This is a genomic window from Pedosphaera parvula Ellin514 (assembly GCF_000172555.1).
In the GTDB taxonomy this organism is placed as follows: Bacteria; Verrucomicrobiota; Verrucomicrobiia; order Limisphaerales; family Pedosphaeraceae; genus Pedosphaera.
Genome location: NZ_ABOX02000046.1, coordinates 37,628 through 59,971, shown reverse-complemented (window position 1 = coordinate 59,971; position 22,344 = coordinate 37,628). Strand labels below are relative to the sequence as shown.

18 protein-coding genes are annotated in these 22,344 nt (G+C 51.1%); 15 read left to right on the top strand and 3 right to left on the bottom strand.

What is annotated here, in order from left to right:
- The 4 genes from CFLAV_RS35755 to CFLAV_RS33135 all read left to right on the top strand — a co-directional run.
- Window positions 1-212 (top strand): hypothetical protein (locus CFLAV_RS35755; RefSeq protein ID WP_040550137.1); only part of this gene is annotated, 212 nt, incomplete at its 5' end.
- Window positions 213-228: 16 nt separating this feature from the next.
- Window positions 229-972 carry a hypothetical protein gene (locus tag CFLAV_RS25255; RefSeq protein ID WP_007417711.1) on the top strand — a complete coding sequence of 248 codons (744 nt, stop codon included), beginning with the start codon at window positions 229-231 and terminating at the stop codon, window positions 970-972.
- A 112-nt stretch (window positions 973-1,084) separates the two neighbouring features.
- Window positions 1,085-1,789 carry a type II secretion system protein gene (locus CFLAV_RS25250; protein WP_007417710.1) on the top strand — a complete coding sequence of 235 codons (705 nt, stop codon included), beginning with the start codon at window positions 1,085-1,087 and terminating at the stop codon, window positions 1,787-1,789.
- Window positions 1,790-1,981: 192 nt separating this feature from the next.
- Window positions 1,982-2,695, top strand: coding sequence for a DUF1559 family PulG-like putative transporter (locus CFLAV_RS33135; protein ID WP_007417709.1), 714 nt, complete (start codon window positions 1,982-1,984; stop codon window positions 2,693-2,695).
- 41 nt (window positions 2,696-2,736) lie between these two features.
- On the opposite strand, the gene CFLAV_RS25240 is transcribed toward CFLAV_RS33135, so the two are convergent.
- Entirely contained in the window at window positions 2,737-3,486 is a 750-nt protein-coding gene (locus CFLAV_RS25240) for a prepilin-type N-terminal cleavage/methylation domain-containing protein (RefSeq protein WP_083809140.1), read from the bottom strand.
- Between the two features lie 239 nt (window positions 3,487-3,725).
- The gene (locus CFLAV_RS25235) at window positions 3,726-4,112 is read right to left on the bottom strand and encodes a hypothetical protein (RefSeq protein ID WP_007417707.1); all 387 of its coding nucleotides are present in this window, start codon (window positions 4,110-4,112) and stop codon (window positions 3,726-3,728) included.
- 254 nt (window positions 4,113-4,366) lie between these two features.
- Between CFLAV_RS25235 and CFLAV_RS25230 the strand changes: the two genes are divergently transcribed.
- The gene (locus CFLAV_RS25230) at window positions 4,367-4,726 is read left to right on the top strand and encodes a hypothetical protein (protein ID WP_007417706.1); all 360 of its coding nucleotides are present in this window, start codon (window positions 4,367-4,369) and stop codon (window positions 4,724-4,726) included.
- A gap of 278 nt (window positions 4,727-5,004) precedes the next feature.
- Window positions 5,005-5,760: a prepilin-type N-terminal cleavage/methylation domain-containing protein gene (locus CFLAV_RS33130; RefSeq protein WP_007417705.1), complete on the top strand. Its 756-nt coding sequence runs from the start codon at window positions 5,005-5,007 to the stop codon at window positions 5,758-5,760.
- Between the two features lie 83 nt (window positions 5,761-5,843).
- Here the strand turns inward: CFLAV_RS33130 and CFLAV_RS25220 are convergent, their stop codons facing one another.
- Window positions 5,844-6,053: a hypothetical protein gene (locus tag CFLAV_RS25220; protein WP_007417704.1), complete on the bottom strand. Its 210-nt coding sequence runs from the start codon at window positions 6,051-6,053 to the stop codon at window positions 5,844-5,846.
- Window positions 6,054-7,276: 1,223 nt separating this feature from the next.
- Here CFLAV_RS25220 and purM point away from each other — a divergent pair.
- The 9 genes from purM (at window position 7,277) to secA (ending at window position 22,343) form a co-directional block, all read left to right on the top strand.
- Window positions 7,277-8,329 carry a phosphoribosylformylglycinamidine cyclo-ligase gene (gene purM / locus CFLAV_RS25210; protein ID WP_007417702.1) on the top strand — a complete coding sequence of 351 codons (1,053 nt, stop codon included), beginning with the start codon at window positions 7,277-7,279 and terminating at the stop codon, window positions 8,327-8,329.
- 163 nt (window positions 8,330-8,492) lie between these two features.
- Window positions 8,493-9,785: a phosphoribosylamine--glycine ligase gene (gene purD, locus CFLAV_RS25205; protein WP_007417701.1), complete on the top strand. Its 1,293-nt coding sequence runs from the start codon at window positions 8,493-8,495 to the stop codon at window positions 9,783-9,785.
- Between the two features lie 36 nt (window positions 9,786-9,821).
- Window positions 9,822-10,913: a S41 family peptidase gene (locus tag CFLAV_RS25200; RefSeq protein WP_007417700.1), complete on the top strand. Its 1,092-nt coding sequence runs from the start codon at window positions 9,822-9,824 to the stop codon at window positions 10,911-10,913.
- A gap of 54 nt (window positions 10,914-10,967) precedes the next feature.
- Window positions 10,968-13,139: a ribose 5-phosphate isomerase B gene (gene rpiB, locus CFLAV_RS37255; protein ID WP_007417699.1), complete on the top strand. Its 2,172-nt coding sequence runs from the start codon at window positions 10,968-10,970 to the stop codon at window positions 13,137-13,139.
- A 360-nt stretch (window positions 13,140-13,499) separates the two neighbouring features.
- The gene (rho, locus tag CFLAV_RS25190; protein WP_040550156.1) at window positions 13,500-14,867 is read left to right on the top strand and encodes a transcription termination factor Rho; all 1,368 of its coding nucleotides are present in this window, start codon (window positions 13,500-13,502) and stop codon (window positions 14,865-14,867) included.
- Window positions 14,868-15,025: 158 nt separating this feature from the next.
- A complete protein-coding gene (locus CFLAV_RS25185; RefSeq protein WP_040550131.1) occupies window positions 15,026-16,105 on the top strand; it encodes a hypothetical protein in 1,080 nt (359 codons plus the stop codon).
- Window position 16,106: 1 nt separating this feature from the next.
- The gene (locus CFLAV_RS25180) at window positions 16,107-17,270 is read left to right on the top strand and encodes a cytochrome c biogenesis ResB family protein (protein WP_007417696.1); all 1,164 of its coding nucleotides are present in this window, start codon (window positions 16,107-16,109) and stop codon (window positions 17,268-17,270) included.
- Complete coding sequence (locus tag CFLAV_RS25175; RefSeq protein ID WP_040550130.1) at window positions 17,267-19,192, top strand: cytochrome c biogenesis protein; 1,926 nt, start codon at window positions 17,267-17,269, stop codon at window positions 19,190-19,192. The genes CFLAV_RS25180 and CFLAV_RS25175 overlap by 4 nt, the downstream gene beginning before the upstream one ends.
- Before the next feature lie 91 nt (window positions 19,193-19,283).
- Window positions 19,284-22,343, top strand: coding sequence for a preprotein translocase subunit SecA (secA, locus tag CFLAV_RS25170; RefSeq protein WP_007417694.1), 3,060 nt, complete (start codon window positions 19,284-19,286; stop codon window positions 22,341-22,343).
- Window position 22,344: the final 1 nt, after the last annotated feature.

Genomic DNA, 22,344 nt, shown 5'->3' with positions numbered 1-22,344 from the left:
ATCAGGGTTCGCTTCGCTCGTTGACGAATCCAGCGGACGTAATTGTCCTTCGTGAAAGAGACGCGTGGCAAACGGGCGCAACGCCGGATCCAAAAGGAAAGTGGATGAAGTATTATGGTTACGCTGACGGCAGTGTCCGTCTTCACCAGGAACCGGAGAATAATTTCGAGGAGTATGAAAAGCAGCACGTGATTGCTTCGAGCACTCAATAAACAGGAGCTTCAATCCATGACAAAGTTCAAACTTGGCTTCGTGAGCGTAATCTTGGTGACGGGGATCATCGCATCGTTGATGATTCATGAACGCGCCAACGCGCGGTTGCGCGAAGGGAGCTATTCTCAGCATGAGAATAGCGAAACGCTTGCCAATCTGTTGACGGAGAACGTGAGGCTTTCCAACGTTGTGGAGCGGATGAAAAATTCCCAACCACTTTCCAAAGAACAGCTCAGGGAATTGTTAAAGCTGCGCGGGCAGGTTGGGCAACTCCGGCGGGCAGGCGCCGAGAAAGGACCTTTGGCGGCAAAGAATGAGCAACTCAAGACTTCGGTTGCGGAGGCTGAGAAACTGTTGGCAGCGGAACAGGCCGCACCGAATTATTGGTCCAAGGATCAGCTTACGTTCGCGGGATATGGCGATCCGGAATCAGCCATGAAAAGCATGCTCTGGGCGATGAAAACCGGAGACTTGAGTTCATGGCGGGCGAGTTGCACGCCGGAAGCCATCGCCAAAATGGAGAAGGCGTGGGACAAACATGGGAAATCTGAAACAGAGCGCGCGGCGGAGATGAAGGCGATGGGGGAGGCGTTCATGTCCAGCGCCTCCGGGTTTCGCATTATCGACCAACAAATGCCTTCTCCCGATGAGGCCCGCATCAATCTTTCGTTCGCAGGGGAAGGCAAGGCGCGCAAATTTGTATTAAGGAAAATCGGCAACGAATGGAGGTTTCACGACATGATCTTTGCCGGGCAGTAGGAGCGCAAGCGCTAGATATGAGACAAAAGGTGACTACAAAGTGAACCTTTTGCCGCTTCTTGCATTCCTCCATTCAGGGTGATGAAAACACATGACGCCGCAATAAGAAAGTATGAAACCGAGACATGCATTCACTTTGGTTGAATTGCTGGTGGTGGTTGCCATCATTGTCATTCTCGTGGGCTTGTTATTTCCCGTGCTTAGCGGCGCCAAAGGGAGGGCGCGGCGGACGACGTGCCTCAATAATCTGAAGCAAATCAATGTAGGGGTGCATTTATATGCCGAAGATCACAACAACACGCTCCCTGTTGGGCGCTCGTCGGCGCCGAATTTTGCGGATCCTTTGGTTTTGATGAGAAGCTATGTGGGCTTGAATGGTGCTCCCTCCCCAGAAGACGCGTTGTTCGCTTGTCCCGCTGACACTTTTTATTATAATTATACGGAACGTCTCTCTCAGAGTCTGCACAGACAATCGCTTTACAAGTATTCGAGCTATGCATTCAACGCGGGGAATGTTCTCCCGGGTGAGCCACCAATCCATCCATGGCCCGGAGTTGCGGGCTGGAAGATGAATATGATCAAGGACCCGGTCAAAACCGTTCTCGTTGAAGAATTCCCTGCGCTCCTGCCGTATTCCTGGCATGACCTGGTGGGAGAGGCTCATCACAACGACTCAAAGGACATGATCGGTTTTGGGGATGGTCATGTCAGCTGCATCAAAATGTACTGGAATGCGAACATCGTGACGAATGGTTACGCGGAAGCGTGGCATTACAATCCGCCGACTGGTTACGATTACAAGTGGAGTGGGGACTAGGCTTGAGAGATCCGGTTCAACCACGAATGGACACCAATAAACACGAATAGAGGCTTGGCTTGAAGCGAGGTTGGAATTGTGGCCTGCGATGGGACGCCAAACACTGGGTCCTTTCCACCGTGCCATTCGGTTTGTTTTCTCTGCAGTTCATGTGGATTTGTGTGTATTCGTGGTGTTCCAACTGAATAGCAAATGAGAGTGTCGGCTAAATTACAAACGGCATTTACGCTCACCGAGTTGTTGGTGGTGGGTGCTATCATCGCGATACTTGCTGCTTTGTTGTTTCCAGTTCTCGGGAGCGCTAAGGGCAAAGCGAGGAGAACGAGCTGCTTGAACAACCTGCGCCAGATCAATCTCGGCGTTCATATGTATTGCGATGACTCAGGCGATACAGCTCCCAAGACTCCGTGGACCAGCAACTCGCCAGCGATGTATCTGGATGGACAGACTGGTTTCAAACGAGTTCTGGAAAGTCACTCCATGTCGAATTTGTTCAGCTGCCCCGCGGACACGTTTTTCTACAATTATGGCACCAATGCAGGAGGAGGATATTTGGCGCAGAGCCTGCATGCACAATCGCGTTCAGATAATTCGAGTTATGGATTTAATGGTGGGCAAATGACCATTTTTGGGACCAACACATTTGGCATCGCAGGTCGAAAACTTGGGTCTATAAAAGACCCGATCAAAACGGTGCTCGTCGCGGAGTTGCCGGCTTATTTTCCATGGTCCTGGCATCAACCGGAACCAGGGCTGCCACTCTTTAATGACGCCAGGAACATGGTTTCTTTCGTAGATGGCCACGTCAGCTACATCAAAATTCATTGGAACAATAATTCGCCTAATGGGTTTGCGCTCCAATACAATCCTCCAGCTGGATATGATTACAAATGGAGCGGGGATTAACCTGCTGACCGCAACCGAAGTTTCATTGAAGGGAAATTGTTTCAACGATAGATTTCGTCACCGTGCGGGAGGTGGTCGCGATTCCACCGGCTCAAAGCGGCGTCGCTGGTGTCTTCAAACAGAAACTTTACCGTCGGCGATTCGACGTGGCCGTCGCAAAACAGCACGTTGGCTTTACCTTGATGGCGGGTAACAACGTTTCCAAAACGCTCAAAATTACCCAGGCTTCTTCGCATGAAGACACCGTCGTGGCCTTCTCCGATAGCCATCATGTCACTCGGAACAGCCACTTCTGACTCGGCAATCGGCTGGAAAGAGTGCGTGACGACATTCCAGTGACCTTGAAGGCCAAATTGGTTGGTTGGATCCCTTAAGGCATAGTCGTCGTTGTATCCGTAAGAAACCCATACAGAATTGCCTCCGGGAAGGCCGCCTTCCCATTTCGCAGATGGGCAATGCCATACGCCATTTTGAAAGTAATTTGTTGTCGGAGGATGCCCAAGGCCTTCCTGGTCTAATTGACCTCCCCAAGTCCGGCCAGGATCTGCGGCGTTTGTGCTCAGAATCAGTACCGGGTAAGCATGATGGTCGGCGAGGAAAGTCTGCAAGCCGACTCCAAGTTGATGCAAATTGCTCACGCATTGAGCTCGTTGCGCTCTGCCCTTGGCTTGAGAAAGTGTTGGCAGCAGCAGCGCGGCGAGGATTCCGATGATGGCGATAACGACCATAAGCTCCGTCAAGCTGAAGGCCGAGCCGTTTCCAATCTTAGCGTTAGGTTTTGAGATCGCCATACGATGTTTACGTAATGCCAATGACTCGTTAGCGGTGTGCATATTCCATGCCAATACACAAGATGCACTGCGTTAAAGGCAAAATGTTTGTGTGCCAGGTATCCTCCTCGCGGTCAGGCTTCAAAAATTGAGGGCGTTTCTACCTTGTTGGAGTTGGATGCTGTAGTTCAAAATACGGCGAAAGTCTGCATTTGTCTCATCCAAGTGGGAATTTTCTGAACTGCGCTTGATTTGCGCTGCTACGTTCCGCTTCGGATTGCATGGCTGAACTGTTTTAAATCGTTGGCCGAAGCGGGTTCCTTGTTGGGATCAATTACTATAAACGTGCCGACCCATACGGGGCTTAAGAGATCAAGGGTTATGTAACGTGGTGCGGGTGTGTTTGTGGCAGAGGATCTTTTGGTTTGCGTGTGAACGAGAAAGGTTAGGAGTTGGATGCTGTAGTTCAAAACACGGCGAAAGTCTGGACTTGTCTCATCCAAGTGGGGATTTTCTGAACTGCGCTTGATTTGCACTGCTGGGTTCCGCTTCGGGTGTCCGGCCAGCGTTTCCCACTCGGGCGATGTCTCCGCTGCCAGGACTTCTTCGATGTTCTCTAATGCGATGCCGCTTCTTGCTTGTTTCATGGTAATAAAAAAGCCGCCATGCTTTAGGCACAGCGGCTCGGTTAACTTGTGTTGTTATTTAATTTTTAGTTTCAGGCTGATGTGCCAGCGCAATCAATCCTGCGAATTTTATGCCTTGTTATCCGCCGCTGGTTCGTATATTGGGAGCAAAGTGTTATTGATTATAAACCACTTCCGATTGTCGCAAACCGTTAAATTAAACGGTTCGATATACAAACCGCCAGTCGCATATTTTAACTGTTAGGCATCATCCCATGTCATACGCAAATCCAGTCACTCCAGACCATCCGCTCTGCGGCACTTGGATTGCGTTGTGTCCGGATGATTCCTGCGACCCACCCCGGACTCAGTATACGATCTCCGTTGTTGAAGAGCAGTTTCGCGTTACTGGCATCGACCCAGAGGATGGTGAGGAGTTTGTCATTTACGATGTTGGATACGACGGCGAGTCCATCCATTTTGTCTCGCTCATGCCATCGACAGGCCGCACAGGTCGGAATTGGATGCGTATCGTTGACAAGGACAAGGTGGAGTTTCGATTTACCTTCACCGAGAGAGAGCTTTGGGTGAGGAAGCCTTTCGCCCCTAAAGTCATTTCATCAAATGATGCCTAATAAATCGCGAGTTCGTGTGAAAACTCAAAAAAGTTCATTTTGAAAGACGAAAAAGAGGTTCAAAACACCTTCACCCTGTTGTGAAAATGTCCTATAACTCAAATGTGAGAGCCGACTTCTTGAACTCTCGCCCTGTGGAGGAGTTTTCACACAGCCTCTCGCTGCAGCGAACCCGGCGGGAGCGTCGCAGTTGCAGTCGTTGCGTCCCGTGCGCCGGGTCGCTGAACTTGGGTCGTTAGGCGGCGCGAATTACCACTCTTTACATTGTTTACACTGGCATGAGGAACGAGTTCAAGAGCGTAAGAGGGTTCACCCTGATTGAATTATTGGTCGTCATTGCCATCATCGCCATCCTGGCGGCATTACTTTTGTCGGCGTTAAGCGCCGCAAAGGAGAGGGCGAGCCGGGCAACCTGTTTGAACAACCTGCGGCAAATCGATTTGGGGATTCGCATGTATTCGGATGACTCGCGTGACGCCCTTCCTTCTCCATCTTCGGGCGCCCACATGACGAATGCCATATTGTATAGTTACAAAACATTTGTGCTAAACGAGCTTGGTCTCACGCCTGCATCCTCGCAGCATTCTAAATTATTTAGCTGCCCTTCTGACACGTTTTACTACGGCCCTGAGCCTATCTTTGGCAGTGGCTACACTCGTCAAAGCCAGCACGATCAAGCTTTTTCCTCGTTCTCCAGCTACACTTTTAACGGCAACGAATTCACCAATTTGCCCGCTCCATTTCATGGCCCAGCCGTGCGTGGGATTGCCGGTATGAAATTGAGCTCCATAAAACACCCGGCCAAAACCATAATGATCTCAGAAGGCCCCGCTATTATCCCTTACTCCTGGCATCAGCCGAAACGTCCAATCGCAAATCCCCAAACTTGCTATTTTAACAACGCAATGGATATGGTTGGCTTTGTGGACGGGCATGTCAGTTACACAAAAATGTATTGGGATGGGGATACGAATTCGTTTTCCATGGCCTATAATCCGCCAGAGGGATACGATTATCAATGGAGCGGGGATTGATTGCTCAAAACTACAACCAGCCGCCTAACAAATCGCGAGCCTGTGTGAAAACTCCCTGCGTGATTGGCCGGTGAGTGGGCTGACTATATCGTCTCGAACATTCCTTCTTTGTTGCGGTATTGAATCATCGTGCAGCCCCAGTTTGCCATGCCGAAGTCGTCCAATGGCCGGAACTCCGTCTCATCGTCCGGCCCGATGTATCGGCCCGATGCCATCAGGTTCTTGTCATCGTCCAACATCCTGAACTCTTTGCCTTCGCCAGCCTTGAGCCCTGCCAGAATCTCGTCTGACATGGCGTTCGGCCCAGCGACTGAGCTGGGTTTGTTGTCGAAGTGGTCAAAGGTGGCATTGTTTGAACTGTTTTAAATCGTTGGCCGAAGCGGGTTCTTTTTTTGCGTTCTCTTCTATAAACATGCCGCTCCATACGGAGCTTAAGAGGTCGCGGGTTGTGTCATAGCACGGGTGGATGTGGGTCGGATGAGCTTTTGGTTTGGGTGTGTGGGCGGGAAGATTAGCAATCGGTTGGGGTGGCCCGTTGAGCCTTTGGAGGAATGCGCGGTTGCAGTGTGGTCGAGACGCTAATGTCCCGTTTGGGAATGAATTGGCCTACTGGAAAACCGATGCACAAACGAGTTTTATCTGGATGGCAGAGGAGACCCTGGGCGCCTTTGCTGATTCCCCATCTTAAGCCGGTTTGGAAACCAGCGCTCCGGTATCTGCTGACCGAATTAGCAATCTGGACGAATGGACACGAGCCTCCGGCCGCTGGATCAGTTAGAAATTTGAAACAGGTCAACCCCTTTCGTTATCAAGCCGAGCCGATTGAGGTAGAGGAATGGAGTCGAGGGTGGTGTGGGCAGGTGGCAAAATGTCCGTCCCAGATATGAAATGTCGGTTTTAGATAACGAATTGGCTTTGACCAGAAACGATGTGGGAGAGAGAATGGTGTTTGATGAAACAGGCGACTGCAAATGAGGATCTGTTGGAAAGGAGGGATGAGACGGAGGGGGCGGGATTGCCCCGAAGTCGGCATCTTATGCTTGCTCGAGCCAAGTCGGATTATCTTTGGTTAACTCGGGCTATCTCGTGTTATCTCGCCTTAAATTGGGTTAAAAAATCTGAATTGTCAGTCCTCCGTGATCGGTGGTGAGCAATTGGAACCCAAGCCGAAAATATGGATGCGCCGTTCAGGATTCGGTAGGTATCGGTAGCCAACGGAAGGTATCGGAAGGTATCGGAAGGTTGAAATTATGCAAGAGAGAGTCGGGGTTGGTTGCAGGTGCGCCAACTCGATGCTTGAGGATGGAGTGGAATTTGAGAACACAGGTTTTGGGAATACAGGATGTGCAAGAGAGATTATGATGAGGATTAGTGAAATGCTCCGAGTTGGAGTAAGAAATGTATTGACCGGAGGCGGGTTAAATCTTTTCGTATGGTGCTCCGTCCTTGATGACGGGGTTGCCACCGAACGGCTGCCAGAACATTTTAGTGAATCAGCGATCCTTTAGATTTTGCAATGAAACAAAAAGCTTACGCCAAAGCGGGTGTGGATATCGATTTGGGAAATCGCGTGAAGGCCACGTTGCCACAATTGCTCGCCTCCACACATCGCCCCGAGGTGCTGGGAAAGGTGGGCGGATTCGGTGGGCTCTTCGCTTTAGACGTCAAAAAATACAAGCAACCGGTGTTGGTCTCGAGCACGGACGGCGTAGGGACGAAGTTGAAGCTGGCGTTCGCGATGGACAAGCACGACACGATTGGCGAGGACCTGGTGAATCATTGCGTGGATGATATTGCGGTGCTGGGAGCGGAGCCGTTGTTCTTTTTGGATTATATTGGAACAGGAAAACTGAAACCGCATGTGTTCAAGGAATTGATCGAGGGTTTTGCGCGTGGTTGTGCGAAAAGTAATTGTGCGTTGATCGGCGGCGAGACGGCGCAGATGCCGGGATTTTATCAACCGGGTGAGTATGACGTGAGCGGGACGATTGTGGGCGTGGTGGAGAAGTCGAAGATGCTCACTGGTCGCACGATCAAGAAAGGGGACGTGGTGATCGGGCTGGCTTCGAGCGGATTGCATACGAACGGTTATTCGCTGGCGCGGCAGATTTTCTTCGAGAAATTGAAGATGAAGCCTACGACGCGCGTGCCGGAATTGAAGAACACGATTGGTGCTGAGCTTTTGAAGGTGCACGTGAGTTACGGCCCGTTGGTACAGAAATTGTTGAAGAAATTTGATGCGAAGGGTGGAGCGAAAATCATCAAGGGATTGGCGCATATTACCGGCGGCGGATTTGTTGATAACATTCCACGCGTGCTGCCGAAGAATTGCGATGTGGTGATTAAGAAGGGATCGTGGGAAATGTTGCCGATCTTCAAGATCATCCAGGCGAAGGGTGGCGTACCTGAGGACGAGCTTTACCAGGTGTTCAATATGGGCATTGGGATGACGATCATCGTGGCTGCGGAGAAAGCCGAGGCGGTGTTGAAGGAGATTTTTGCGGCGAAGCAAAAGGCGTGGGTGATTGGTGAAGTGGTGAAGGGCAAGGGCGAGGCGAGGGTGGTGTAATTCTAAATGAAATTGTCCAGCAAAACTCATCGGCAGAATTCTGAATGGCTTGAAATTATTAATCAACGCATTCGCCAAGTGGAGCGCGGGAGTCTGACGTGTCGCTCTCTAAAGAAGTTTTGCGTGAGTTAAGAGAGAAGTCGCGACAGCTTCAAAATCATTAATGAAACTTTTGGTCATCGGTTCAGGTGGACGTGAGCATGCGCTGGTGTGGAAGCTGGCGCAGTCGCCGCATGTCACGCAGATGTGGTGTGCGCCGGGGAATGCGGGAATTGCACAGGAAAGACTGGCGAAAAACCAGTCGACTATGGAATGCGTGAACATCGGGGCGGAAGATTTCCCGAAGCTGCTGGATTTTGCGAAGGAGAAGAAAATTGATTTGACGGTGGTTGGGCCGGACAATCCGCTGGCGTTGGGAATTGTGGATTTGTTCCAGAAGCATGGCTTGAAGATTTGGGGACCAAACCAGAAAGCGGCGCAGTTCGAGGCGTCGAAGGTTTTTTCGCAGGATTTCATGGAGAAGTATGGAATTCCGACTGCGAAAGCAGGGACGTTTTCCAATGTGGCGATGGCGAAGGGGTTTGCGGAATCGCTGGGCGGACGTTGCGCAGTCAAGGCGGACGGTTTGGCGCTGGGTAAGGGAGTTTTGATTTGCAGCAGCACAGCGGAGGCGAACCGGGCGATTGATGAGATTTTGGTAAATAAAGCCTTTGGCATTGCGGGGGCGAAGGTGGTAATTCAGGAATTTTTGGAAGGGCCGGAAATTTCATTGCACGCTTTGTGCGATGGGAAGACCGCGAAGCTGTTTCCTACAGCGCAGGATCATAAGCGTGCCCTGGATGGTGACCAAGGATTGAACACTGGCGGCATGGGCACTTATTCACCAGCACCGTTCCTGAGCGATGCAGAGTTAGGAGCAGTAGGAAAAAGCATTCTTGATCCATGGCTGAAAGGGTGTGCGGCGGAGGGAATTGATTTTCACGGAATTTTATATCCCGGGGTGATGTTGACGAAAAACGGACCGAAGGTTTTGGAGTTTAACGCGCGGTTCGGTGATCCGGAGGCGCAGGTCTATTTGACGCGGTTGGAGAATGACCTGGTAGAATTGCTGGACGCCAGTGCGAGCGGGAATTTGGACAGGATAGAGCTGAAGTGGAGTCTGATGAGCTCGGTCTGCGTGGTGATGGCATCAGGCGGATATCCCGGCAGTTATGCCAAGGGAAAAATAATCGCGGGCTTGACGGAAGCGGGGCAATTGCCCCATACCAAGGTTTTTCATGCTGGCACTACAATGGCAGGGGAAGAAGTAGTGACCAACGGGGGACGTGTGCTCGGGGTGACAGCCTGGGCGAAAGATTTGTCAGCCGCGAAAGCCGCGGCCTACCTGGCAGTGGAAAAAATTGCATTCGACGGCGCGCAGTTTCGACGCGATATTGCGGCCAAAGCGCTGGGGTAAGCGGATTTACTCCATCAGCCTACTAATTAAATATATATGAAGTTTTTGGGACGAATTATTTGGGGTGCTGGTATCCTTGCTTTCCTAACGGGAGCGGGGTCGGTGAGGGCTGAAGCAACGAACGATCTGCCTGATTTCAGCGAAGTTTATAGCCTGCTCAAGGAACATTTGTCAGGAGAAACTCCGGCGGCCCTGGATCGGGCGGCAGTGCAAGGACTTATCTCGCAATTGCATTCGAGAGTTTCGCTGACTTCTGAAAGCACTGGGACCAATGCGCAAGGACAGTCCCAGGCGCCGATACTGGCCAAATCAGCATTATTCGACGGGCCGATCGCATACTTCCAAATTGGCCAGGTCAAGGAGGGATTGGCAGACCAACTCAAGAATGCCTACAAGCAACTGGATGGCACCAACAAGTTGAAAGGTGTGATACTTGATTTACGTTTTGCTGATGGACGTGATTATGGTGCGGCTGCGTCGGTGGCGGACTTGTTTCTCAGCAAGGAGCAGCCACTTCTGGATATGGGAAACGGGGTCGTCAAGTCAAAGGAGAATCCCGATGCAATTTCGTTGCCGGTCGCCATTTTGGTAAATCAGAAGACGGCGGCGGCGGCGGAGGCTTTGGCAGCCGTTTTGCGCTCAACAGACAGAGCCATGATCATTGGAACCAATACTGCGGGCGAAGCCAGCATCGACAAACTGTATCCGTTAAAAAATGGCCAAACACTAAGAATTGCGACTTCGGAAATCAGGTTAGGGGACGGAAACCCACTGCCGGCACAAGGGATCAAGCCGGATATCCAAGTAGCGGTGAGTCCGGAGGATGAAAGGTCCTACGTGGCCGATCCTTTCAAGGAAATCATCACACCATCAAATTTGTTGGCGACGACAGGAAATTCCGGTACAAATGGGGCAGCTACGACCAATCGGACGTTTCGCCGGCTGAACGAGGCCGAGTTGATGCGTGAACGGAAGGAAGGACTGAGGGATTTGGATAGTGTGGTGCCTTCTTCCACCCCCGCCCAGTCGGCGGATACTGAAAAGCCGGTCGTGCGGGATCCGGTTTTGGGACGGGCGCTGGATTTGATTAAAGGGATTGCGGCAATAAAGCAATTCCGGCCCTCCTGATTAGCGGTTGACGATTTAACTCACCCGCCTCAAGTTGACACAGTTGACGCGCTCATGAAGACCATCCTTTTTGTCTGCACTGGAAATGTTTGCCGCAGCCCAATGGCTGAGGGGATATTCCGTCACATCATGAAAGGGAGGAGAGATTTCCAGGTAATGTCCGCCGGGATTGGCGCGATTGAGGGCCAGGCACCCAGCCATTATGCGGTTCAGGCAGTAAAGGAGCTTGGAATTGATATCTCCAAGCAGCGCAGCCGGATGCTCACTTCAGAACTGGTCCAGCAGGCGGACTACATTTTTGGGATGACCCACAGTCATGTGGACAGTGTATATCTGCTTTATCCGCAAGCGGCTGAGAAGACGTTTCTGCTCCGCGAATTTGACGAAACGCTCGACGTTTTTGAAAAGGACATCAGTGATCCCATTGGGGGTTCCTATGAGGTTTATGAGAACTGCCGCGATCAGATCGAACAAGGCATAGCTTCGTTGTTACGATTTGTTGATCAAGGGGACACAGGAGGCGGTGCGGAACAGGAGAGTGGGCCGGCGGTTACCTTTGCCCTGGGTTCTGATCATGGGGGCTTTGAATTAAAGGAAGTCCTCAAGCGTCATTTGACGAGCAATGGTGTGAGTGTGACAGATCTCGGGACGCATTCCGAGGAATCCACTGACTATCCGGACTTTGCCCAGACGGTTTCACAAAATGTAATCAGTCATCGGGCAGAGTTGGGGTTGCTGATCTGCACAACCGGTGTGGGCATGTGCATGGCGGCGAACAAGGTGCCTGGGGTTCGCGCTGCGTTGGTGTTTGATGAGCAAATGGCAGCCCTCGCCCGACGGCACAATGATGCCAATGTAATTTGTCTGGGAGCAAAAATCACAGCTCCAGAACTGGCCAAAAAGATTGTGGACGCCTTCCTTAACGCGCACTTTGAAGGCGGTCGTCATGAACGGCGCGTAATTAAAATGGAAAATATTGCCTCCTCATTTGAATCGAAGCTTAAGACCGTCGACCCTGAAATTGCCACTGCCATTTCTCACGAACGGCAACGCCAACAGGAAAATATCGAATTAATCGCCAGCGAAAACTTTACCAGTCTGGCCGTGATGGAGGCACAAGGTTCCGTGCTGACCAACAAATACGCGGAAGGTTACCCCAAGAAACGTTGGTATGGGGGGTGTGAGAACGTCGATACGGTCGAACAACTTGCAATTGCGCGGGCCCGCAAATTATTTGGTGCCGAACATGCGAACGTGCAGCCGCATTCCGGCAGCGGCGCCAACATGGCGGTTTATTTTGCGTTTCTGAAGCCCGGGGACAAGATGTTGACCATGGACCTGACCCATGGCGGGCATTTGACGCACGGGAATAAGGCAAATTTTTCAGGCAAGTTTTTCGAGATCGTTCATTACGGTGTCCGCAAAGAAGATGAGCTGATTGATTATGATCAGCTTGCCAAGATGGCGCGTGAACATCGGCCCAAGATGATTACTGTCGGAGCGAGTGCTTACTCGCGAACCATCAACTTCGCTCGAATGGGGGAAATTGCGCGTGAAGTTGGGGCATTGCTGCTGGCGGACATAGCGCATATTGCGGGTCTGGTAGCTACGGGGTTGCATCCCAGTCCGATTGAACATGCAGATTTTGTAACCACGACGACGCACAAGACATTGCGCGGACCGCGCGGGGGATTGATCATGTGTAAGGAGCGTTATGCCAAGGAAATAGATTCCCAGGCATTTCCAGGCATCCAGGGCGGGCCTTTAATGCATGTGATTGCAGCGAAAGCAGTTTGCTTTCACGAAGCCCTGCAGCCGGGTTTTAAAAGCTACCAACAGCAGATTATAAAGAATGCCAAAGCACTGGCTGATGGCATGAAACGGAATGGCTATCGGCTGGTGAGTGGAGGAACTGACAACCACTTGATGTTGGTGGATGTGGGGGCCAAAGGCTTGACTGGCAAGGATTGCCAAATCATATTGGATGAAGCAGGTATAACCGTAAATAAAAACACCATTCCTTTCGAGACACGCTCCCCATTCCAAGCCAGCGGTATCCGACTGGGCACGCCTGCGGTAACAACACGAGGGATGAAAGAAACTGAGATGGCGGCGATTGCGGACATGATCAGCGAGGTTTTGATGGACATCAAGAATCTTGACACCGTAGCGGAGGTGCGCCATCGTGTCCGTGAATTGACTGCAAGATTTCCCTTGCCGTATTGAGTTTTGTGAACAATCCTTAGGGTGCTCCTGGTTGCTGGTAACCATTCCGATTTAATCGATCGAATTTTGACCTTCCAACCCGCGCCTGTCGCCAGGGTTCAATCAGCAGAAAGTCTGCATCCCCCGCGACGAATTAAAAAATTTATAATCACACCTTAGTTTATGCCCAGAGTTAGTACCAAAAAGACCATCAAACCGAAGGCTGCGAAAAAAGCAGTCAAGGCTGCGCCCCGTGAAGCGGTGGAGATTGCAGCAGAAGATAATGTAAATGTCGTGACTGGAGTTCCTGCTTCGGCTCCCGCACCGGCACCTGTCCCAATCCGTGCAGCAGCGCCAGCTCCCGCACCGGCTCAGCGACAGATGGAACTTGAGCCGCCAACAAAACCTGTTGAATCGCAGGATGAAGATCTGGAAGAGCGTCCCGCTCCCAAGGACAAGAAGGACAAGGACAGCAAGGATGTCGTCGTCAACTCATTGAACATTGCCAAATTGCAGGCGATGTCGATGACTGAGCTAAACCAGATGGCCAAGGACCTTGGGGTGGAGAACTTCGGCACCATGCGGAAGCATGAGGTTATTTTCCACATCCTCCAGAAAAATGCAGAACGCAGTGGTGTTCTTTTTTCCGAAGGCGTGCTGGAAGTGTTGCCGGAAGGTTTCGGCTTTCTGCGCTCGCAGAGTTTTAATTACTTGCCGTGCCCGGAAGACATTTATGTTTCGCCCTCTCAGATTCGTCGTTTCGATCTGCAGACCGGTAACTTGATTGCCGGCCAGATTCGTCCGCCGAAAGACAAGGAGCGATTCTTCGCGCTGCTCAAGGTTGAAGGTGTCGATAACGAAGAACCGGACAAGGCGAAGGACAAGACGCATTTTGACAACCTCACGCCGCTGTTTCCGAACAAGCGTTTCCTTTTGGAAACCGCTCATGACGAACTGTCCACACGAGTGCTGGACCTGGTCTGCCCAATTGGCAAAGGAACGCGTGGGTTGATCGTCGCCCCGCCGCGCACGGGTAAAACCGTTTTGATGCAGAAACTGGCAAATGCGGTTTTGAAGAATAATCCAGAGGCTTATTGCTTCATCTTGCTGATTGACGAACGTCCTGAAGAAGTGACGGACATGGAACGCAGCTGCCGTCCGGCGGAAGTGATCAGCTCCACCTTCGATGAACCACCTGAACGGCATGTGCAAGTGGCTGAAATGGTGATTGAGAAGGCCAAGCGCATGGTAGAACACAAGCGCGATGTGGTAATCCTGCTCGATTCAATCACGCGTCTGGCCCGTGCTTATAACACCGTCCAGCCACATTCTGGAAAGATTCTTTCTGGTGGTGTCGATGCGAATGCGTTGCACAAACCCAAGAGGTTTTTCGGCGCTGCCCGTAACATTGAGGAGGGTGGCTCGCTGACGATTATTGCGACGGCGCTGGTTGATACCGGTTCCCGCATGGACGAAGTCATTTTCGAAGAATTCAAAGGCACCGGCAATATGGAAGTTCACCTGGACCGCCATCTGGTCGATCGCCGCATATTTCCTTCGATCAACATCGAACTTTCCGGCACGCGTAAGGAAGAGTTGCTGTATCATCCCGAGGAGTACAACAAGGTGGTTGTATTGCGCCGCGCGCTTACGGGTGTGCCGCCGGTCGAATCGATGGAATTGATGCTGAACAAGCTTAAGAAGACCCGGAGTAACATTGAGTTCCTGCTGGGGATGGGAATTAGCTAAACTGATTCACGTTTTAATGGTGGCGAATCTGGAAGTCATGATTTTCCAGATTCGCCATATTTCTTTTGCTGGGATTGCTTTTCTCTGAACAAAGCGGCATATAAATGCGTCTAATAACGTCGGAAACAGCCAGGTTTAGATTCGAAATCAATAGAGTGATGTTCATTACAACAGTCAAAAAGGGTTTATATTCCGTCCGATGGGCGGTTCTGTCTGCTTTTGTTTTAGGATTGGTGGGCTGCCAAAAGGAGGAGATCAAAGTTTACACTGCGCCCAAGGATGTGGCTGCGCCTGCGGCGATGGCGGCGCAAGAGCCTGAATTATCTCCGCATGAGCACCGGGCAGTCCCGCAGGTCACCTATACCTTACCCAAAGGTTGGAAGGTAACCGGGCCCGGCAGGATGAGCGTGGTGGATTTTGACATTGTTGGGGATGATGGAAAGCAGGCTGGAGTGAGTGTTACACAGCTTGGCAATTTACAGGGCAAGGACGCACTTCTCGTGAACATGTTTCGGGTAAATTTGGGGATGAAAGAACTTTCTGACGAAGAAGCGGCGAAGGAGCTTAAACCGGTGAGTCTCGGAACGGAAACTGGAAAGCTTTTTGAGATTTCCGGCAAAAGAGATGCTGAATCGGCATCCGGGACAAACAGTCAAAGTCAAGTTGTGAGCGTGGTTACGGTTTTTGTGCATCATCCGGATGGGACCTGGTTCTATCGGTTGGCAGGTGATCCCACATTGGTGGAACAACAGAAGCCTGTTTTTCTGGAATTTCTAAAATCAGTTCAAATCAAGGAAACTAAAGAGACGCCTGCTACGGAGCCAGAAAAAGTGGCCGGTAATTTTAATTGGAATGTTCCCAAGAGCTGGAAGACGGAGGCTGCGGGACAAATGCAAGTCGCGCGGTTTGCGGTTTCAGGAAAAGACAACAGCAAAGCAGAGGTGTTTGTCAGTGTGTTTCCGAGCGACACAGGCGGGGCGCTGGCGAATGTAAATCGGTGGAGAAGGCAACTAGGGCTGGAAGAGACGGATGAGAATCAACTGGCAAAACTGGTGTCACCACTGGATGAATCCAATCCGCAATCCATACTGGTTGATATGACGAATCAAGGCCGGCGAATGATAGGGGCGATCATGCCGCGTAATGGACAATATTGGTTTTACAAGCTGCTCGGTGACGCCGAGGTGGTAAGTTCGGAGAAGGAAAACTTTGTAGCGTTCGCAAAATCGAATCCCTGACATGATCGACCGTATCGTTAAATTTTTTACTTCGCTCCGGCTGACAGTGTTTTGTCTGGGAGTCGGTGTCGTACTGGTTTTCCTTGGGACTTTGGCGCAGGTGAATGAAGGGTTGTATCTGGCGCAAAGCCGTTGGTTCCGTAGTTTTTTTGTTTGGTGGGGACCTCAAGGCGGAGGATGGCAAATACCTGTTTTTCCCGGTGGTTACCTGATTGGTTGCGTGTTGTTGCTTAATCTATTTGCGGCGCACATAAAGCGCTTTCAGCTTAGTTGGAAGAAGCTGGGCATCAATGTAACTCATTTCGGCATCATTTTGCTTTTGGCAGGACAGTTGGCGACGGATCTCCTTTCCCGTGAAACGCAAATGAGTTTTGCGGAGGGAGAAACCAAAAAGTATTCCGAGAATGTCATGAGGAATGAATTGGTTTTCCTGACTGACTCTGCAACTGCTGGTGAGGATGAGGTTGTTTCAATTCCGGTTTCATTGCTGAAGGAAAAGAAGGTAATCCACCATGACAAATTGCCTTTTACGATACGGCTGAAGGAGTATGTTGAAAATTGTGAAATTAGACTTCGCGCCCCGATGGTCGATACCGGTCCTCCTCCAGCTACTCAGGGATTGGGCAATCATCACACTGTCCTCCCGGAGCCCGAAACAAAGGAGTCGGATAAGCGCAATCTTCCCGCTGCCGTAATTGAAGTGTCAGACAGTAAAGGAGTATTGGGCACCTGGTTGGTTTCCCCCTGGTTTATGGACCAGCAAGAAATTGAAGTTGGCAACAAAACCTGGCGGGTTGCCTTGCGAGGTGAGCGACATTATCTTCCTTACACAGTGCAACTTTTGAGGACTACTCATGACGTTTATGCCGGTACGGATATTCCGAAGAATTTTCAGAGTCGCGTCCGGATTGAAAATCCGGGCAGAGGAGAAAATCGTGAGGTGGACATCTATATGAACAATCCGCTTCGTTATGAGGGCCAAACCTTTTATCAGTATCAAATGGGGCCTGCTGAATACGATCTAAACCGCGCGAGCAATCTTCAGGTAGTAAGGAATCCGAGCTGGCTGACACCTTATGTGGGTTGCCTGCTGGTGGGTGGAGGAATGGCGATTCAATTTTTGATGCATCTGGTTGGCTTTATTTCGAAACGGAGGACCGCATGAGGAAGTGGATGCCTTGGATTGTCGTTGCCATATTTGCGGTTTGGGTAGGTGGTTCCCTCCGCATGCCTCAGGACAGGGATTGGGCCTACCATCAGTTTGGCCGTTTGCCTGTGGTAACGGGCGGTCGCACCCAGCCTTTTGATTCGCTGGCACGAAACAGCCTTTTGCAGTTACGTGAGAAGCAGACTGCGAATTTGGAGCCTTGGAAAGAGTGGTACGACAAGCCGAAGATTATTTCGGCGAGTGAATGGGTTTTGGGAGTGATGATGAAATCGGAAGAGGCGGATCAATGGCCGGTATTCCGCATTGATAATCCCGATGTGAAAAGCCTGCTGTCGCTGCCGGCAGACCCCGAGCCAGTCAAGAAGTCGGATGGAAAGCATTATTCATGGGCGCAGATTCAGCCCAAGCTTGCGGACTTGCGGCGCGAGGCCACTCGAGCATCAAAAGTCGATCCGAGCAAGCGTCAGCCATATGATCAAGCATTACTCAAGCTTTGGAATGGCCAACAAGTTTACAGGCATTTGAAGGTGGCGCTTGGCCCTGCCGGCAGAGGAGACCTGGATAATGCGCTTAAACCTTACCAGGATAATGTGGAGGCAGGACGGACTGCCTACTTCGCGCAAACAGAAAAAAGGGCTTTTGACGAGGCCGCCCTCGACTGGCTCGTGGATCAAACGGAGACGCCGCTGATCGTGCCAATGGCAAATGCATCGGGCGCGAAAGACTTGCAATGGAAGCGGGTGCTTCAAAGCGTTATCGAAACAAGTAATTCCAATTCGCCCGTGGACTTTTCCATTCAAGAATATAATAGGATGGCCAGGGCTTATCGTGCGGGGAATGCTGGCGAATTCAATGCGGCGGTTAATGAATATCAGACCAAATTGGTGGAGAATTTTACGCCTGCCTTGAAGGAGGCTCGCTCGGAACAGTTATTCAACACGATTGAGCCGTTTTATAAGGCCATGGTTTTGGATGTGTGTGCATTTCTTTTTGTACTGGGTTATTGGTTCAAGCCAAAACAGTGGGATTATTTGCGCAAGACCGCGGTTGCGGTGGTTCTGCTGGCGTTGGTGGTGCACACCTCGGGACTTATTTTCCGCATCGTGCTGCAAGGACGTCCGCCTGTAACAAATTTATATTCCTCCGCCATCTTCATCGGCTGGGGAGCAACCATTTTGGGACTGGTGCTGGAGCGTTTTTGGCGGAACTCCATCGGCGTGGCCGTTTCAGCGATCATCGGATTTCTGACTTTGATCATCGCGCATCATTTGAGCTTTGGTGGCGACACCATGGAGATGATGCGTGCGGTTTTGGATACTAATTTCTGGCTGGCGACGCATGTGGTGGTGGTGACGCTGGGATATGCCTCAACTTTCGTGGCCGGTTTTCTGGCGATCATCTACATCGTGTTGGGCGTGTTTACGAAAGTGTTAAACGCCGATATGCGAAAGTCCTTGAACCGCATGATTTATGGAATCATTTGCTTTGCAGCACTATTCAGTTTCGTGGGGACGGTGCTTGGTGGCATCTGGGCCGATCAATCGTGGGGACGTTTCTGGGGCTGGGATCCGAAGGAGAATGGCGCGTTGATTATTGTCCTTTGGAACGCGTTAATTCTTCACGCTCGCTGGGGTGGAATGGTTAAGGAACGGGGACTGGCGAATATGGCCTTGGTAGGTAATATTGTGACGAGTTGGTCATGGTTCGGAGTGAACATGCTGGGAATTGGGCTCCACTCGTATGGATTTACTGATGCAGCCTTCCGCTGGTTGATGACATTTGTATTCAGCCAGTTGGTGTTGATAGGCTTAGGGCTGTTGCCCAGGCAGATGTGGAAGAGTTTCAGAGAAGAAGAAAATAGTGGTGCGCCACCGACGTCTGGCAAGCGTAAAAAGGAGATGGCTTCCGCTACTTCTTAATCAGGATTTCGCCCAGTTTTGGTGCTGTTAAAGGCTTTGACGTCAAAGCCTTCTTACCTTACCGTTCTATCGCTAATTCTCAAAGGTTTACATGATCGGATTTATTGTCAAAAAATTTATTGGTTCGAGAAACGACCGTGAGGTCAAGAAGCTTCGCCCCACGGCCGTGAAGATCAACGAGCTGGAGCTGGAGTTGCAAAAGCTCCCGGATGACGCGCTGCGTCAAAAAACGGCGGAGTGGAAGGCGCGTTTTGCAAAGATAGAAGACAAGCTGGAACTGGCCTCGACCTTGAATGAGATTTTGCCGGAGGCTTTTGCGGTGGTGAAGAGTGCTGCGCGCCGTTTGTGCGGGCAGGAAATCATCGTGCGCGGGCATCCTTTAAAATGGGAGATGGTACATTTCGACGTGCAGTTGATCGGTGGTATCGGACTGCATAATGGCAAGATTGCGGAAATGGCGACGGGTGAAGGCAAGACGTTGGTGGGAACTTTGCCGGTGTATTTGAATGCTTTGACCGGTCGCGGCGTGCACGTGGTTACCGTCAATGATTACCTGGCGGCACGCGATAGCGAGTGGATGGGTGCTCTTTATAAATTTTTAGGCCTGACTGTGGGTTGTATTTTGCATGATCAACCGCCGCAAGTCCGTCGCGAACAATATGGTTGCGACATTACCTACGGCACCAATGCGGAGTTTGGTTTTGATTATCTTCGCGACAACGGCATGGCTTCCCGCAAAGAGGAGCAGGTGCAACGCGGTCATTATTTCGCGATTGTGGACGAAGTGGATTCCATCCTCGTGGACGAGGCGAGAACGCCGTTGATCATCAGTGGGCCAGCCGTTGTCAACGTGGACAACCAATACGGCGAGTTCAAGCCGGCGGTGGAATCGTTGATTCAAGCCCAAGGCAAGCTATGCAGCCGGTATATACGGGAGGCAGAAGAGCTTTTGAAAAAGTTGAAACCAGAGGATGGTTCCAATCCTAAAAGTCCGGAAGCACTGGAGAAGGAAGTGGGATTGTTGCTCTACCGTGTGAAGGTCGGCCAGCCTAGATCAGAGGAATTGATGAAGCTGCTGGAAGACCCAACTGTCCTCCGCATGATGAATAAGGCGGAATTGGAATTGCATGGCGATCAATCCAAGAAGGATCTTTACGCCCAGAAGGAAGAGTTGTTTTTCGCGATTGATGAGAAGAGCCACGAGGCGGATTTGACTGAAAAAGGTCGTGAATACTTAAGTCCCAAAGATGCCGACGCGTTCATGTTGCCGGACATTAGTACGGCATTGCATGAAATTGATAACGGTGCTGAGACTGATCCTCGCAAGCGCGTGGAAGCCAAAGCGAAGGTTCAATCAGAATTTGAAACCAGGGCACAACGCATCCATTCCATTTCCCAGCTGCTCAAGGCTTACAGCCTTTACCAAAAGGAAGTCCAATATATCGTTCAGGACAACAAGGTTATCATTGTCGATGAAAACACGGGCCGGCCAATGACGGGCCGTCGTTGGAGCGACGGTTTGCACCAGGCAGTGGAAGCGAAGGAAGGCGTGGAAATTGAACGTGAGACTCAAACCCTGGCAACGATTACCATCCAGAACTACTTTCGTCTTTATGAAAAGCTGGCAGGTATGACCGGTACGGCTGAAACCGAAGCTGGCGAGTTTCACGACATCTACAAGCTTGGTGTGGCGGTGATCCCCACGAATCGTCCGGTTCAGCGCAAGGATGCCAACGATTCTGTCTATAAAACGAGGCGTGAGAAATACAACGCCGTTTTAAAGGAGATCCAAACCATCCACCAGCAAGGGCGACCCATTCTAGTTGGCACCATCTCGGTGGAAGTGAGTGAAATACTTTCGCGACTACTAAAAAAGGCCGGCATTATTCACTCGGTGTTGAACGCCAAGTACCATGAGCAGGAAGCGGAAATTGTTTCACGTGCCGGCCAAAGAAGCGGCGTGACGATTGCCACGAACATGGCTGGTCGTGGAACGGACATCAAGCTCGGCCCGGGGATTGCTGACCTCGGCGGCTTGCACGTCATCGGCACTGAACGTCACGAATCCCGTCGTATCGACCGCCAATTGCGCGGTCGTTGTGCACGCCAAGGCGATCCTGGTTCCTCACACTTTTTCATTTCGCTTGAGGATGATTTGATGCGTTTATTCGGCTCAGACCGGATCGTCAAATACATGGAGAAGATGGGATTGGAAGAGGGCCAGGAACTGGAGCATCCGTTGTTGAATCGTTCCATCGAGCAGGCCCAGAAGCGGGTGGAGCAGCACAATTTCCAGATTCGCAAACGCACGCTCGAATATGACGATGTGATGAACAAGCAGCGCGAAGTCATTTACGGCTTCCGCAACGAGATCATCAATTCCGACGATGTGCGTGACCGCCTGATGGATATCATGGAAGAAGTCGTGATCCAGAAGGTGGAACAGTTCACGGCTTCCGATGCCGATATGACGGAATGGCGATTGCGCGGTCTGTCCGACTGGGTAAATCTGAATTTCCCTCTGGGTATTCCAGAAGAGCAATTTGAAAAGGCTGCCAAGGCTGGCAATGAAGAGCCGGTGGCTGGTTCGATTTATGATGGATTGAATCCGGCCCAGTTTGCACTGTGCAACTTTATTTCGGACAAGGTGCATGATGCTTACAAGCTGAAGGTGGATTTCGAAAATCCGGAAGCATTGAAATCGATTGAGCGTTACACGATTTTGAGCGCCATCGACAAGTTGTGGCAGGAGCACCTCTATGAGATGGACAGCCTGCGTTACAGCATCGGTTTGCGAGCGCATGGCCAGCGCGATCCGTTGATCGAATACAAAGCCGAGGCATTCAAGATTTTCGAAGAGTTGATGGTGAACATCAAGTCGGAGATTTGTCACAACATTTTCCGTAGCGCCTCCAGCTTGATGGCGTTCGAGAACTTTCTGCGCAATGTGCCGAAGGTGACCGAGCATCAGGACACCAACGCGTTTGGCGGAGCGGCAGCCCAGACTGGCGGCAATGCCAGTGACATGGTGACTGAAGCCAGTGAAGCGATTGAGAAGGCCAAACCGGTACGCACCGGCCCGAAAGTAGGTCGCAATGACCCTTGTCCATGCAAGAGCGGCAAGAAATATAAGCAATGCTGCGGCAAGTAAG